Raw genomic sequence first — 15,134 nt, forward strand, 5'->3', positions numbered from 1 at the left:
TTAGCAATACAGTTTTTCTTGGTTTGTTTGCATAAGGGCGCCCGCTACAGTGGTGCCATCACTGCACGCACACAAGGAAACCATCATGTCGTTCTCGTCCCGCCAGATCATCGCCGCCCTGCTGCTGGGCAGCACCAGCTTCGCCTACGCCGACGTCAGCCTGCTGAATGTGTCCTACGACCCGACGCGCGAGCTGTACCAGGATTTCAACACCGCCTTTGCCAAGCACTGGAAGGCCAAGACCGGCGAAACCGTCACCATCAAGCAGTCGCACGGCGGCTCCGGCAAGCAGGCGCGCGGCGTGATCGACGGTCTGGAAGCCGACGTGGTGACACTGGCGCTGGCCTACGACGTCGACGCGCTGCACACCGAGGCCAAGCTGATCCCGGCCAACTGGCAGAAACGCCTGCCGAACAACGCCGCGCCGTACACCTCCACCATCGTGTTCCTGGTGCGCAAGGGCAATCCGAAAGCGATCAAGGACTGGAACGACCTGACCCGCCCTGGCGTGGAAGTGGTGACGCCGAACCCGAAAACCTCCGGCGGCGCGCGCTGGAACTACCTGGCGGCCTGGGGCTACGCGCTGAAACAGCCGGGCGGCAACAACGCCAAGGCGCAGGACTTCGTGAAGAAGGTGTTCCAGAACGTGAAGGTGCTGGATTCCGGCGCCCGCGGCTCGCTGGTCAGCTTCACCCAGCGCGGCATCGGTGACGTGCTGCTGTCGTGGGAAAACGAAGCCTACCTCGCCACCAAGGAGCTGGGCCCGGACAAGTTCGACATCGTGACCCCGTCGCTGTCCATCCTGGCCGAACCGCCGGTCAGCGTGGTGGACAAGGTGGTCGACAAGCGTGGCACGCGCAAGGTGGCCGAAGCCTACCTGCAATACCTGTACAGCCCGCAAGGCCAGGAACTGGCTGCGGCCAACTACTACCGTCCGCGTGACGCCAAGGTGGCCGCCAAGTACGCCGACAAGTTCAGCAAGGTGAAGCTGTTCACCATCGACCAGGTGTTCGGTGGCTGGACCCGCGCGCAGAAGACCCACTTCGCCGATGGAGCGATCTTTGACCAGATCATTACCCGTTGAGCCTGCTGTCACGCTGAGCACGCTGCTGGTGCTGGCCGATGCCCATGAGGCGGATGGCCACACCCTGCTGCGGCTCGGGCACCAGCAGAACGCGCTGTTGCTGGCGCGCGCAGCCGAGCTGGACGAGTGGCTGCACAGTCACGGCAAAAGCGTGCTGCTGCTGGCCGCCGGCGAGCTGTGCCTGCCGGCACTGGCGGTGCTGGCGCGCCATCCGCAGCGCGCCCTCGCCGCGCTGCTGCTGTCCCCCAGCGGCGATCTGGCCGCCGCCGCGCCGCTGCCCTTCCCCAGCCTTACCGTCTGCCACCCGCCGCAGGCGCACTGGCCGCGGCTGACCAGCACCGTCGCCTTTGCCAGCCGCTGGGGCAGCCGGCTGCACACCCTGCGTGGCGAAGGCGATGCCGCGCTCGGCGAATTGCGTCTGCTGCTGCAACAGCTGCGCCAGCAGGTGGAAGGTTGGCCGCAAGGCAACCTGTAGTCCGCGCGCGGCCTGGCACCCGGCCGCTGGCGCGACCGTTTCGACTCTCCCCGATCTGCTTTCCCTGACGGCACGCGTACTGCGACCGTTGTCCGGCTGGCCGCGGCCGCCGCTCGCCGGCTGAAGATTTGCCCGCTCGCGCCCACCCCGTTCCCGCTGCCGGCTTTTTCGCTTATTGAATAAGCAACGAAGAATTCCTTATTTTCGGAATAAGGTCGCCGGCAATATCCTGTTTGCAGTTATATAAAAACAGGATGCCGCGATGCCTACTACCCATGACGGAGGTGCTCCATGACCAAAGCGCCGACCCTGCCCCGCGTGTTACCCGGCTTCGGCCTGTCGCTGGGCTTCACCCTGACCTATCTGTCGCTGATCGTGCTGATTCCGCTGGCGGCGGTGTTCATCCGCGCCAGCAGCCTGAGTCTGGAAGCGTTATGGGACGCGGTGACCGCGCCGCGTGTGCTGGCCTCCTACCAGCTCAGTTTCGGCATGGCGCTGCTGGCCGCCGCCATCAATACCGTGTTTGGCCTGCTGCTGGCGTGGTCGCTGGTGCGCTACCGCTTTCCCGGCAAGAAGCTGGTCGACGCGCTGGTGGACCTGCCGTTCGCGCTGCCCACTGCGGTGGCCGGTATCGCGCTGACCGCCCTGTACGCCGGCAACGGCTGGCTGGGGCAGTACCTGGAGCCGCTGGGCATCAAGGTGGCGTTCGGCCCGCTGGGGGTGCTGGTGGCACTGGTGTTCATCGGCCTGCCCTTCGTGGTACGCACGGTGCAGCCGGTGCTGGAAGACCTGGAAACCGAGCTGGAGGAAGCCGCCACCAGCCTTGGCGCGCACCGCTGGCAGACCTTCCGCCACGTGATCCTGCCGGTGCTGCAGCCGGCGCTGATGACCGGCTTCGCGCTGGCGTTTGCCCGCGCCGTCGGCGAGTACGGCTCGGTGATCTTCATCGCCGGCAATATCCCGATGGTGTCGGAAATCACCCCGCTGATGATCATCAGCAAGCTGGAGCAGTACGACTACGCCGGCGCCACCGCCATCGCCAGCGTGATGCTGGTGGCGTCGTTCCTGCTGCTACTGGCCATCAACGGTTTGCAGGCGTGGCAGGCACGCCGCAACGGGAGAAGCGAATAATGGCCGCCATTACTGCCAATCTGTATGCCCAGCACGACCGCGCCGCGCTGCTGGAAAGCCGTCAGGCCACGCGCGAGGCGCGCTGGGTGAAGTACACCATCCTCGGCGTGGCGCTGACTTTCTTCGCCATCTTCCTGCTGCTACCGCTGGCGGTGGTGTTTGCCGAGGCGCTGGCCAAGGGCTGGCACACCTATCTCGACGCGCTGGTGGAGCCGGACGCATTGTCGGCAGTGAAACTGACGCTGCTGGCGGCCGTGATCTCGGTACCGCTGAACCTGGTATTCGGCGTGGCGGCGGCGTGGGCGATCACCCGCTTTGACTTCCGCGGCAAGCAGCTGTTGATCACGCTGATCGACCTGCCGTTTTCGGTGTCGCCGGTGGTGGCCGGCCTGATCTACGTGCTGGTCTTCAGCAGCCACGGCTGGATCGGCCCCTGGCTGCTGGAACACGACATCAAGGTGATCTTCGCGGTGCCGGGCATTGTGCTGGCCACCGTGTTCGTCACCGTGCCCTTCGTGGCGCGCGAGCTGATTCCGCTGCTGCAGGCGCAGGGCCGCGAGGAAGAAGAAGCCGCGGTGGTGCTGGGCGCACGCGGCTGGCAGGTGTTCTGGCATGTGACGCTGCCGAATGTGCGCTGGGCACTGCTGTACGGCGTGATCCTCAGCAATGCGCGGGCGATGGGTGAATTCGGCGCGGTGTCGGTGGTGTCCGGCCATATCCGCGGCGAAACCAACACCCTGCCGCTGCACGTGGAGATTCTCTACAACGAATACCAGTTCGCCGCCGCCTTCGCCGTGGCCTCCCTGCTGGCGCTGCTGGCGCTGGTGACGCTGGCGGTGAAGAGCTGGATCGAATGGCGCGCCGCGCAGGCGCATGACTGATCGCGACCGCTGGCCGTTGCGGCCAACCTTGCCCCAATTTGAACGGGCTGCGCATGACGCGGCCACGGAGAAAAAGATGAGCATCCAGGTACAGAACATCCACAAGGCTTTCGGCGACTTTATCGCCCTCGACAACCTGACACTAGACTTCCCCAGCGGCGAGCTGGTGGCGATGCTCGGCCCGTCCGGCTGCGGCAAGACCACACTGCTGCGCGTGATCGCCGGGCTGGAGCAGGCCGACAGCGGCCGCGTGCTGCTGGACGGTGACGACTCCTCCGACACCCACGTGCGCGAGCGCCAGGTCGGCTTCGTGTTCCAGCACTACGCGCTGTTCCGCCACATGACGGTGTTCGACAACGTCGCCTTCGGCCTGCGCATGAAGCCGCGCAACATCCGCCCGTCCGAGGCCGAGATCAAGCGCAAGGTGCACGAGCTGCTGCAACTGGTGCAGCTGGACTGGCTGGCCGACCGCTTCCCGGCGCAGCTGTCCGGCGGCCAGCGCCAGCGTATCGCGCTGGCGCGGGCGCTGGCGGTGGAGCCGCGCGTGCTGCTGCTGGACGAGCCGTTCGGCGCGCTGGACGCCAAGGTGCGCAAGGAGCTGCGCCGCTGGCTACGCCGCCTGCACGACGAGCTGCACATCACCTCCATCTTCGTCACCCACGACCAGGAAGAAGCGCTGGAAGTGGCCGACCGCGTGGTGCTGATGAATCATGGCCGCGTCGAGCAGATCGGCAGCCCGTCCGAGGTCTACCAGCAGCCTGCGACGCCGTTCGTGTACGGCTTCCTCGGCGCCGCCAACCGCTTCGAAGGCCACAGCAGCGCCGGCGGCATCGCCATCGGCAACGCCACCCTCACCGCCGAGCAGAACGGCCAGCATGGCGAGGTGATCGCCTTTGTGCGGCCGCACGAGCTGGACATCGTGCGCCACGAGTTCGGCCACGGCATTCCGGCGCGCATCAGCCGCGTGCTGACGCTGGGCGCGCTGACCCGGGTGGAGCTGGAGGGCCGCGACGACGTGGCTGGCCAGCATTTCGATGTCGAACTGCCAGCCAGCCACCCGCTGGCCGGCAGCCTGATCGCCGGCGAGCCGGTACGCCTGCAACCGCGCAGCGTGCGCGTGTTTGCCAACCCCGAAACGGCAGGTGCCGCATGAACTTCCAGCAACTACGCATCATCCGCGAAACCGTGCGGCAGAACTTCAACCTGACCGAGGTCGCCAACGCGCTGTTCACCTCGCAGTCCGGCGTCTCCAAGCACATCAAGGACCTGGAGGACGAGCTGGGCGTGGAGCTGTTCGTGCGCAAGGGCAAGCGCTTTCTGGGCCTGACCGACCCGGGCAAGGAGCTGCTGACCATCGTCGAGCGCATGCTGCTGGACGCCGGCAACATCAAGCGGCTGGCCGAGCAGTTCAGCCAGCGCGACGAAGGCCAGCTCACCATCGCCACCACCCATACCCAAGCGCGCTACGCGCTGCCCAAGGTGGTGACCGCGTTCAAGAAATCCTTCCCCAAAGTGCACCTGGTGCTGCACCAGGCCAGCCCGGACGAGCTGGTACGGCTGCTGCTGGCCGGCGAAGCCGACATCGGCATCGCCACCGAGGCGGTGGCCGAGGTGCCGGAACTGGTGTCCTTCCCCTACTACAGCTGGCACCACGCGGTGATCGCGCCGCTGGCGCACCCGCTGCACCAGCAGCCGCTGACGCTGGAAACACTGGCCGATTACCCGATCGTTACCTACCACCACGGTTTTACCGGCCGCGCGCAGATCGACCGCGCCTTTGCCGATGCCGCGCTAGCGCCGGACATCGTGATGGCGGCACTGGACGCCGACGTGATCAAGACCTACGTCGAGCTGGAGCTGGGCGTCGGCATCATCGCCTCGATGGCGGTGGACCCGCAGCGCGATACGCAGGTGCGGGTGGTGGAAGGCGCACCGCTGTTCGGCCACCAGACCACCCGCGTCGCCATCCGCCGCGGCCACTACCTGCGCAGCTACGCCTACCGCTTCATCGAGCTGTGCTCGGCGGCGCTGGACGAGGACACCGTGCGCCGGGCACTGTCACCGGTGGCACAGGACTAGGAACCTGTTCAACGTCTGCTGCGACGGATATCAACGGGGCGATACGGCGTTGAAAACGCCTTCGGCATGCTGGCTTGTATCAAGATAAACGCCGCTTCCTCAGTCGTTTTCGCCTTGTCTCGCGTGAGCGCGCGAGACTTTGAACAGGTTCCAAGGGCCGCCGGTTACCCGCGCCCAAAACAATGCGGCCAACCTTTTTCAAGGTTGGCCGCATTGTCATTGCCTGGCGAAAAGTGCGACTCAGGCTTGCGAGGTGTGCTTGAAGCGGTCGACCTGCGCCACCAGTTCGGTCGCGGTCTGGTTCAGCTGCGCGGACAGCGCCGCCGCCTCGTCGACGATCAGCGCATTGTCTTCCGCCAGCGAGGCGATGCGGCTGATGTTGACAGCGACTTCGTTGCTGGCCGCAGCCTGCTGCTGCATCGCGGCGGCGGTGTCCTGGCTCTTGGCCGCGGTCTGGTTGGCCTCGTCGTGAATGCCGTTGAGATCCTGCAGGGTGGCCTGCACCAGGTCGAGGCCGCTCTCCATGCGCGTGCGCGCGGTGCGCATCTGGCCGGCGGCGTTGGCGGTCTCGTTGGTGATCACCTCGATCAGCTGGGTGATTTCCACGGTTTCCTTACCGGTACGTTCCGCCAGCTTGCGTACTTCATCGGCGACCACGGCAAAGCCGCGGCCCATTTCCCCGGCGCGGGCGGCCTCGATCGCCGCGTTCAGCGCCAGCAGGTTGGTCTGGTCGGCGATGTCGCGGATCGCGGTGATGATCTGGCGGATGCTCTGCGACTTGTCGGCCAGGCTGACAATCACCTCGCCGGCACTGTCCAGCGAGCCGGCGGTGTGCTGCATCGCCTGGGTGGTTTCCTGCATCCGCTCGCGGCCGGCGTTGACGCCCTGCTGCATCTGTTGCGCCACGGTCAGGTTGTCGTGGGTGTTGTCGCGTACCGAGGCGATGCCGACGGTCATTTCCTCGACTGCCGCCGCGATCTGGGTCGACGATTCACTTTGCGCTTCCGCGGCGGAGGCAGCGCGGGCCGACACCGTCTGCAGCGCTTCGGCAGCGCTCATCAGGCTGTGGGCATTGCTCTTCACCACCTTCAGGGTGCCGGCAAAGGCATCGACCAGCTCGTCGAAGGCACGGCCCATGCGCGCGATCTCGTCGTCGCCTTCCAGCTTCGCGCGTGGCGCCAGATCCAGGTTGTGGCTCATGCTGGTCATCAGCTGCTCCAGACGCATCACCGGCTTGCGGATGCTGCGGTATACCGCCAGGCCGCCGATCAGCAGCAGCAGCGACAGCAGCAGGGTGCCGCCGAGGGTAATCATCAGGCTGCGCCACGCTTCGTCGATATTCTGCGCCACCACGTCATCCAGCTGCTGCAGCAGTTTTTCCTGCGCGGTTTTCAGCTGGCCGATCTGCGCCGAGGTGGCGGCAAACCATTGCTCCGGCGTCACGCTCGGCGGTGTGCCCGGTTCGGCGCCGTAGATATTGCTGCGCAACTGTTTCAGGGTGGCGGCGGCATCGGACTGCAGGAAGGGCTGCAGTGATTGCGCCAGCTCCGGCGGTGCCAGCAGCAGCAGCTGTCCGGCGCAGGCATCCTGGCGTGCCTGCAGGCCGATGGCCTGGCCGAGGCTGGCCTGGGTCAGGCCGCCACCGGCCAGCGCGCCGTTGACGAAGCCACGTTCGCGGCCGGCGTATTCCTTGGTGCACAGCAGGTTGGACAAGGCGGTGCTGAAGCGGATGACATCGCCCTCGTCGGAAGCGGTGCCGAGGCTGGCGACCAGCGCGATCTGCGCTTCGATCTGCTGGCTGTAGGCGGCAAAGGCGGCCGGTGCCGCCAGGCTGCGGCCGTCAATGGCGCCACGCTGGCCCAGCAGGCCGCGCACGCCACCGGCCACGGTATTGACGCGCTGTTTGACTTCGCCCTCCGGCAGTGCCGTTGCGGTGCTTTCCAGCGCCTTCAGTGCGGCGTCGGCCTTGCTGCGTGCCTCGCTCAGGTTAGGCGGCAATGCGCCCTGCCCGTTCAGATAGCCGTTGCTCAGGCCGCGCTCGGCCTGCAGCGTGTCCACCAGCGTCGAGGCCAGTGTCGAAACCGATACCAGATGCCGGGCTTGCTGCATGTCGCCGAGGAAGCTGTAGCGCTGCAGTGACAGCGTGGAGGCAAGGAAGAAGGTCATCAGACCAAACGGCAGGACAAGCAGGATCAGCTTGTGACCAATACTGAGGCGGGAAAGCATGGCATTGACTCCGGTGGGTAGAGAAATCTTGTCAGGCACGTTCTAAAACCGTTGCGGCCCGGTCATGTTTTATTTTGTATAGGCATCAAGCATAGTGTATTGCCGGCTGATTGTGCGGCCAACATATTGCACTGCAATCACGGGATCGGCTTGATTCGCCGTCAGTATTGCAGTGCGCTGCAACATCCGCGTTGATTAAGCACAAAAAAGGCCTGATTGCGAAATCAGGCCTTTTTTCAACAACCATGCTTGTTAATGGCGCGGCCGTACCAGCTGCCAGGTGCGACCAAGGTAGGTCACGGCACCAAAACCGCTCCACACGTGCACCAAACGGGTGAACGGGAAGATCACGAACAGGGTCATGCCCATGAACAGGTGCGCCTTGAACATCGGCGACACGCCGGCGACAAAGGTGGCGGCATCGCCACGGAAGGTGATGATGTGCTGTGCCCAGCTCATCAGCAACACCATTTCGTGACCATCCAGATGACCGGCCGATACCGCGATGGTGGACAGGCCGAGCAGCAGGGTGGCCAGGATCCACAGCAGCACCAGCTTGTCACGCCAGGTGGTGTTGGCCGTCAGGCGGTCGTTGGAGAAGCGGCGATGCAACAGCAGCAGTACGCCGATCAGGCACAGGGTCCCCATGATGCCGCCGGCGGTCATCGCGAATACCTGCTTGAAGCTGTGCGTCACGCCCAGCGCATCCCACACCGCCACCGGCGTCAGCAGGCCGACGGCATGGCCGAAGAACAGGCCGATGATGCCGAGGTGGAACAGGATGTTGCCCAGGCGCAGGCTGCCGCGATGCAAGAGCTGGCTGGATTCGCTCTTCCAGCTGTATTGCTCGCGCTCGAAGCGCATCAGGCTGCCGAGCAGGAAAATGGCCAGCGCGATGTAGGGATAAATCCCGAAAACGAATTGATGCAAGTAGTCCATGTCTTTCTCCTTGCGGCCAACGGGTGCGCGCCAGCGCCCACCCGGACCGTCAGCGGATTAATGGCAGGCGGCCGGGCCGCTACCCTTGGGATAGAAATTGACCGGGGCGATCTGCGGCAGCGTCGGCTTCAGCAGCGGCTCGACACCATCGGCACCGGGGCCGAAGGTTTCCAGCGCCTCGTCCATGTCGCGGATCGGCGGCACCGACAGCGGCTCTGGCGCCACCGGCGACAGCGAGACCAGCGCCTGCAGCACGCCGGCGTAGTCGCTGCCGCTCTCCACCAGCCGGCCGGCGACGTGGGCCAGTACGTGCACCGCATCACCCAGCAGGCGATTGGCTTCGTCGGCCTCGCACAGCGACAGGAATTCCAGGAACAGCGGCACGTAGTCGGGCAGCTCTTCGCTGACCGGCTCGAAGCCGTGCGCCTTGTACTCCTCGATCAGGTCCACCATCGCCTGACCGCGGGCGCGGTCCTCGCCGTGGATATGCTCGAACAGGTGCAGCGAGTGCGACGGGTTGCGATCGAAGATCTGCACGTAGTCCTGCTGTACCTCGATCAGCTCGCCTGCGGCCAACCTTTGCAGCAGCGGCTCGACCGCGGCCACCAGGGTGGCGTCGTCGGCCAGCACCGCGCGGATTTCCGGCAGCGCGGCGATCAGGTCGGGCTGCGGGTAACCCAGCAGCGCCGCCAGCGCACGATAAATCATCGGGTTGTGCATGCTCATTCTCCGGCGTTGGCCTTGCGGTCGCGACGCATGTCGTGGAACACGATGGGGGATGCCTTCTTCTTGCCGAACAGGCTAGGCTCGGACGTGCCGCTGGAGCAGCCGTTACCAAAGGTGAAGCCGCAGCTGGCCTTGTCGTCGAAGGTGTTTTCCACCATTTCCTTGTGGCTGGATGGAATCACGAAGCGGTCTTCGTAGTTGGCAATCGCCATGACCTGGTACATCTCTTCCACTTGCGCGGCCTTGAGATGGGTGCCCTTCAGCGTGCTTTCGTCGATGACCTTCTCCACGCTCTTCTTGCGCATGTAGCGGCGCATGGCGACCATGGTTTCCAGCGCTTTCACCACCGGTTCTTCCTTGCCGGCAGTCAGCAGGTTGGCCAGGTACTGGATCGGGATGCGCAGGTCTTTCACGTCCGGGATGATGCCGTTCTCGCCGATCAGGCCGTTTTCCAGTGCGGACTGGATCGGCGACAGTGGCGGGATGTACCACACCATCGGCAGCGTGCGGTATTCCGGATGCAGCGGGAACGCCACCTTCCATTCCATCGCCATCTTGTAGACCGGCGAGTTCTGCGCGGCCAGCAGCCAGCTGTCGGCGATGCCCTGCTTCTTGGCTTCGGCGATCACTTCCGGTGCGTTCGGGTCGAGGAACACGCCCAGTTGCGCTTCGTACAGGCTCTTCGGATCTTCTACGCTGGCGGCGGCTTCGATCTTGTCGGCGTCGTACAGCAGCACGCCCAGATAGCGGATGCGGCCAACGCAGGTCTCGGAGCACACCGTCGGCTGACCGGCTTCGATACGCGGGTAGCAGAAGATGCACTTCTCAGCCTTGCCGGTGGTCCAGTTGTAGTAAATCTTCTTGTACGGGCAGCCCGACACGCACATGCGCCAGCCGCGGCACTTGTCCTGGTCGATCAGCACGATGCCGTCGTCTTCACGCTTGTAGATGGAGCCGGACGGGCAGCTGGCGACACAGGCCGGGTTCAGGCAGTGTTCGCACAGGCGCGGCAGGTACATCATGAAGGTGTTCTCGAAGGCCGAGTACATCTCCTTCTGGATACCTTCGAACAGCGCGTCCTTGGAACGCTTGCTGAATTCGCCGCCGAGGTCGTCTTCCCAGTTCGGGCCCCACTCGATCTTGTCCATCTTCTTGCCGGTCAGTACCGAGACCGGGCGTGCGGTCGGCGGCGTGATCATTTCCGGCGCGTTCTGCAGATGTTCGTAGTCGTAGGTGAACGGCTCGTAGTACTCGTCGATCGCCGGCAGGTTCGGGTTGGCGAACACGTTGGCGAGGATCTTCAGACGGCCACCCTGGCGCGGCTCCAGCTTGCCGTTGGGCTTGCGCACCCAGCCGCCCTGCCATTTTTCCTGGTTCTCCCAGTCCTTGGGATAGCCGATGCCGGGCTTGGTCTCGACGTTGTTGAACCACGCGTATTCGACACCGTCGCGACTGGTCCACACGTTCTTGCAGGTTACCGAACAGGTATGGCAACCGATGCACTTGTCGAGGTTGAGCACCATACCGATTTGGGCACGGATTTTCATTGTGATACTCCTGTTTTTTGCGACAAACCCCGCGCACGACACCTTACAGCGTCACTGCATGCCGGCGCGGGCTTCGCGGCCAAAAGGGTTTAGGCGTTATCAGCCAGCGGCTTGTCCAGCCAGTCCACGTTCTTCATCTTGCGTACGATCACGAATTCGTCGCGGTTGGAGCCGACGGTGCCGTAGTAGTTGAAGCCCCACGACAGCTGGGCATAGCCGCCGATCATGTGCGTCGGTTTGGTGACCGCCCGCGTTACCGAGTTGTGGATACCGCCGCGCTTGCCGCTGGTTTCCGCGCCCGGCACGTTCACGATCTTCTCCTGGGCGTGGTACATCAGGGTCATGCCTTCCGGCACCCGCTGCGACACCACCGCACGGGCAGTCAGCGTACCGTTGACGTTGAACACCTCGATCCAGTCGTTGTCGACGATGCCGGCCTTCTTGGCGTCGATCTCGGACACCCAGACGTGCGGGCCGCCACGCGACAGCGTCAGCATGCGCAGGTTGTCGGAGTAGGTACTGTGGATACCCCACTTCTGGTGCGGCGTAATGAAGTTGAGGACGATCTCGGCGTTGCCGTTCGACTTCTTGCCCAGTACCGCCGCGGTGGTCTTCAGATCGACCGCCGGTTTGTACACGCACAGCCCTTCGCCAAACGAACGCATCCACAGGTGATCCTGGTAGAACTGCTGGCGGCCGGTGATGGTGCGCCATGGAATCAGCTCGTGCACGTTGGTGTAGCCGGCGTTGTAGCTGACTTCTTCGCTTTCCAGGCCCGACCAGGTCGGCGAGGAAATGATCTTGCGCGGCTGCGCCTGCACATCGCGGAAGCGGATCGAGTCATGCTCGCGCGGCAGGGCCAGATGGGTGTGGTCGCGACCGGTGATCTTGGACAGCGCGCCCCAGGCCTTCACTGCCACGTGGCCGTTGGTTTCCGGCGCCAGCGTCAGGATCATCTCGGCGGCGTCGATGGCGGTATTCAGCTTCGGCTGGCCGGCGGCAACCCCTTCTGCCACGGTCTGGTTCAGGCCGCGCAGCACGTCCACTTCGTGGCCGGTCTTCCAGGCGATGCCCTTTCCGCCGTTGCCCACTTTTTCCAGCAACGGGCCGATGGAGGTGAACTTGTCGTAGATCTTGGTGTAATCGCGCTCCACCACCGTCATCTTCGGCATGGTCTTGCCCGGAATCGGCTCGCACTCGCCTTTTTTCCAGTCGCGCGGGTCGAACGGCTGGCCCAGCTCTTCCGGGGTGTCGTGCATCAGCGGGGTCAGGACCAGATCCTTCTGCACGCCGAGGTAGTCGCCGCCCACTTCCGAGATCGCCTTGGCGAAGCCCTTGTAGATTTCCCAGTCACTCTTCGCCTGCCACAGCGGCTGTACCGCTTCCGACAACGGGTGGATGAACGGGTGCATGTCGGAGGTGTTGAGATCGTCCTTCTCGTACCAGGTCGCGGTCGGCAGCACGATGTCGCCGTACAGGCAGGTGGTGGACATGCGGAAGTCCAGCACCACCAGCAGGTCCAGCTTGCCCTCCACCGCCGGACGCACGGTGATTTCGCTCGGCTTGATGCAGCCTTCTTCGCTGTTCATCACCGCGTTCTGGGTACCGAGCAGGTACTTCAGGAAGTACTCGTGGCCCTTGCCGGAGGAACCCAGGATGTTGGAACGCCACACGAACATGTTGCGCGGGAAGTTCTTCGGGTTGTCCGGGTCGTTGCAGGCCATGTCCAGCTTGCCGGACTTCAGACCTTCCACCGTGTAGGCGATCGGGTCCTTGCCTTCGGCCGCGGCAAGACGGGTAATGTCCAGCGGGTTGGTGGTCAGCTGCGGTGCCGACGGCAACCAGCCCATCCGTTCGGCCTTGGCGTTGTAGTCGATCAGCGCCATGTTGGCCATGCTGCCGTTGGCAGTCGGGCACAGGATCTCGTTGACGCCCAGTTTCTCGTGGCGCCACTGGCTGGTGTGCGCGTAGAAGAAGCTGGTGCCGTTCATCTGGCGGGCCGGACGGTTCCAGTCGGCGGCGAAGGCCAGTGGTGCCCAACCGGTTTGCGGACGCAGTTTTTCCTGGCCGACGTAGTGGCACCAGCCACCGCCGCTCTGGCCGATACAACCGCACATCATCAGCATGTTGATGATGCCGCGGTAGGTCATGTCCATGTGGTACCAGTGGTTCAGCGCCGCGCCGACGATCACCATCGACTTGCCGCGGGTCTGGTCGGCGTTCTGCGCGAATTCGCGCGCCACCTGGATCACCATCTCCGGCTTCACGCCGGTGTGTTTCTGCTGCCAGGCCGGGGTGTACGGTACGTCGTCGAAGTAGTCCTTCGCCACGTTGCCGCCGCCGAGACCACGGTCGATACCGTAGTTGGCCGCCATCAGGTCGAACACGGTGGCCACCAGCGCCTGCTTGCCGTCGGCGAGGGTGATGCGCTTGACCGGCACGTTGCGGGTCAGCAGTTCGTCGTGTTCGGCCGCGAAGTACGGGAAGGCCACGCCAACCACGTCGTCACGCTGTTCGATCAGCGACAGGCGACCCTTGACTTCGTTGCCGTTGCCGCCGTCCTTCTCTTCCAGGTTCCACTTGCCGGCTTCGCCTTCCGGCTGTGTCCAGCGGAAACCGATGGAGCCGTTCGGTGCCACGATCTTGCCGCTGAGCTCGTCGATGATCAGCGTTTTCCATTCAGGATTGGTGTTCTCGCCCAGATTGGCTTCCAGGTGCGAGGCACGCAGGAAGTAGTCCGGCACGTAACGGCCGCCATCCTGGCGCAGCGTCACCAGCATCGGCATGTCGGTGTACTGACGGATGTAATCGGTGAAGTAGGCCGACGGATTGTCGAGGTGGAATTCCTTGAAGATGACATGGCCCATGGCCATCGCCAGCGCGGCGTCGGTGCCCTGCTTCGGCGCCAGCCAGATGTCGCCGAACTTGGCCATTTCGCCGAAGTCGGACGATACCGCCACCGTCTTGGTGCCCTTGTAGCGCACTTCGGTATAGAAGTGCGCGTCCGGGGTACGCGTCATCGGTACGTTGGAGCCCCACACCATCAGGTAGGTGGAGTTGTACCAGTCGGCCGATTCGGCCACGTCGGTCTGCTCGCCCCATACCTGCGGCGAGGCCGGCGGCAAGTCGCAGTACCAGTCGTAGAACGACAGCGGTACGCCACCGATCAGCGACAGGTAGCGGCTACCGGCGGCGTAGGACACCATCGACATCGCCGGAATCGGCGAGAAGCCGACTACGCGGTCGGGGCCGTAGTTCTTGATGGTGTAGGCATTGGATGCCGCGATGATTTCGTTCACTTCATCCCAGCTGGCGCGCACGAAGCCGCCCTGGCCACGCTTGGATTTGTACTGTTTGGCTGTTTCCGGGTTCTGGCTGATCTGTTCCCAGGCGTCAATGGCGCCCATGGTCTTGCGGGCTTCGCGCCACAGCTTCATCAGGCGGCCGCGCACCATCGGGTATTTCACGCGCTGGGCGGAATACACGTACCAGCTGTACGACGCACCACGCGGGCAGCCGCGCGGTTCGTGGTTAGGCAGGTCGGGACGGGTACGCGGGTAGTCGGTCTGCTGGGTTTCCCAGGTGATCAGGCCGTTTTTGACATACACCTTCCAGCTACAGGAGCCGGTGCAGTTCACGCCGTGGGTGGAACGCACGATCTTGTCGTGCTGCCAGCGTTGACGGTAGCCGTCTTCCCACTTGCGGTCTTCTTTTACCACCGCACCGTGGCCATCGGCGAAGGTGGATTTCACCTTGCCCAGAAAATTCAGTCTGTCGAGAAAGTGGCTCATTTTGCCTCCGTATTTTTGCCGCCATCGCGGCCCGCAAAGGTTGGCCGCAAGCGAATGCGGATACCTGTGGTCACGGTTGACAGAATAGGAAAACGGGGCAATGGCGCCCATTCGCCACAGGTGGCAGCGATGTGGCGCAGAGGGAGGAAGGCAACTAGTTCGAAAGTGGTAGGCGCCCCCGGCGTTGGGAGGTATCCGCCCCGTGATGCGGTGGCGCGACGAGCATGAAAAAGCCGCTCCCCGGGGAGCGGCTTC

11 protein-coding genes are annotated in these 15,134 nt (G+C 64.2%); 6 read left to right on the forward strand and 5 right to left on the reverse strand.

The window, feature by feature from the left end; all coding sequences use genetic code 11:
* Window positions 1–85 precede the first annotated feature (85 nt).
* From ACG97_RS00910 to ACG97_RS00935, 6 genes are all read left to right on the forward strand, one after another.
* Window positions 86–1,084, forward strand: coding sequence for a sulfate ABC transporter substrate-binding protein (locus ACG97_RS00910; protein ID WP_047965536.1), 999 nt, complete (start codon window positions 86–88; stop codon window positions 1,082–1,084).
* On the forward strand, window positions 1,062–1,559 hold the full coding sequence (locus tag ACG97_RS00915) for a hypothetical protein (protein ID WP_156167831.1): 498 nt from the start codon (window positions 1,062–1,064) through the stop codon (window positions 1,557–1,559). The genes ACG97_RS00910 and ACG97_RS00915 overlap by 23 nt, the downstream gene beginning before the upstream one ends.
* A 291-nt stretch (window positions 1,560–1,850) precedes the next feature.
* Window positions 1,851–2,690 carry a sulfate ABC transporter permease subunit CysT gene (cysT, locus tag ACG97_RS00920; RefSeq protein WP_047965423.1) on the forward strand — a complete coding sequence of 280 codons (840 nt, stop codon included), beginning with the start codon at window positions 1,851–1,853 and terminating at the stop codon, window positions 2,688–2,690.
* Window positions 2,690–3,571 carry a sulfate ABC transporter permease subunit CysW gene (gene cysW, locus ACG97_RS00925; protein ID WP_047965424.1) on the forward strand — a complete coding sequence of 294 codons (882 nt, stop codon included), beginning with the start codon at window positions 2,690–2,692 and terminating at the stop codon, window positions 3,569–3,571. The genes cysT and cysW overlap by 1 nt, the downstream gene beginning before the upstream one ends.
* Window positions 3,572–3,647: 76 nt before the next feature.
* Window positions 3,648–4,724, forward strand: coding sequence for a sulfate/molybdate ABC transporter ATP-binding protein (locus ACG97_RS00930; protein ID WP_047965425.1), 1,077 nt, complete (start codon window positions 3,648–3,650; stop codon window positions 4,722–4,724).
* A complete protein-coding gene (locus ACG97_RS00935) occupies window positions 4,721–5,650 on the forward strand; it encodes a CysB family HTH-type transcriptional regulator (RefSeq protein ID WP_047965426.1) in 930 nt (309 codons plus the stop codon). Before ACG97_RS00930 ends, ACG97_RS00935 begins: the two co-directional genes overlap by 4 nt.
* Window positions 5,651–5,890: 240 nt before the next feature.
* On the opposite strand, the gene ACG97_RS00940 is transcribed toward ACG97_RS00935, so the two are convergent.
* The 5 genes from ACG97_RS00940 to ACG97_RS00960 form a co-directional block, all read right to left on the reverse strand.
* Window positions 5,891–7,876, reverse strand: a complete 1,986-nt coding sequence (locus ACG97_RS00940) for a methyl-accepting chemotaxis protein (protein WP_047965427.1) — start codon at window positions 7,874–7,876, stop codon at window positions 5,891–5,893.
* A 252-nt stretch (window positions 7,877–8,128) separates the two neighbouring features.
* Window positions 8,129–8,815 carry a respiratory nitrate reductase subunit gamma gene (gene narI, locus ACG97_RS00945; protein ID WP_047965428.1) on the reverse strand — a complete coding sequence of 229 codons (687 nt, stop codon included), beginning with the start codon at window positions 8,813–8,815 and terminating at the stop codon, window positions 8,129–8,131.
* Window positions 8,816–8,872: 57 nt separating this feature from the next.
* Complete coding sequence (gene narJ / locus ACG97_RS00950) at window positions 8,873–9,535, reverse strand: nitrate reductase molybdenum cofactor assembly chaperone (RefSeq protein WP_369793019.1); 663 nt, start codon at window positions 9,533–9,535, stop codon at window positions 8,873–8,875.
* A gap of 2 nt (window positions 9,536–9,537) precedes the next feature.
* Window positions 9,538–11,088: a nitrate reductase subunit beta gene (gene narH / locus ACG97_RS00955; protein WP_047965429.1), complete on the reverse strand. Its 1,551-nt coding sequence runs from the start codon at window positions 11,086–11,088 to the stop codon at window positions 9,538–9,540.
* 89 nt (window positions 11,089–11,177) lie between these two features.
* Window positions 11,178–14,879, reverse strand: a complete 3,702-nt coding sequence (locus ACG97_RS00960; RefSeq protein WP_047965430.1) for a nitrate reductase subunit alpha — start codon at window positions 14,877–14,879, stop codon at window positions 11,178–11,180.
* Between the last annotated feature and the right edge of the window lie 255 nt (window positions 14,880–15,134).

Source organism: Vogesella sp. EB, from assembly GCF_001037925.1.
Classification (GTDB): Bacteria; Pseudomonadota; Gammaproteobacteria; order Burkholderiales; family Chromobacteriaceae; genus Vogesella; species Vogesella indigofera.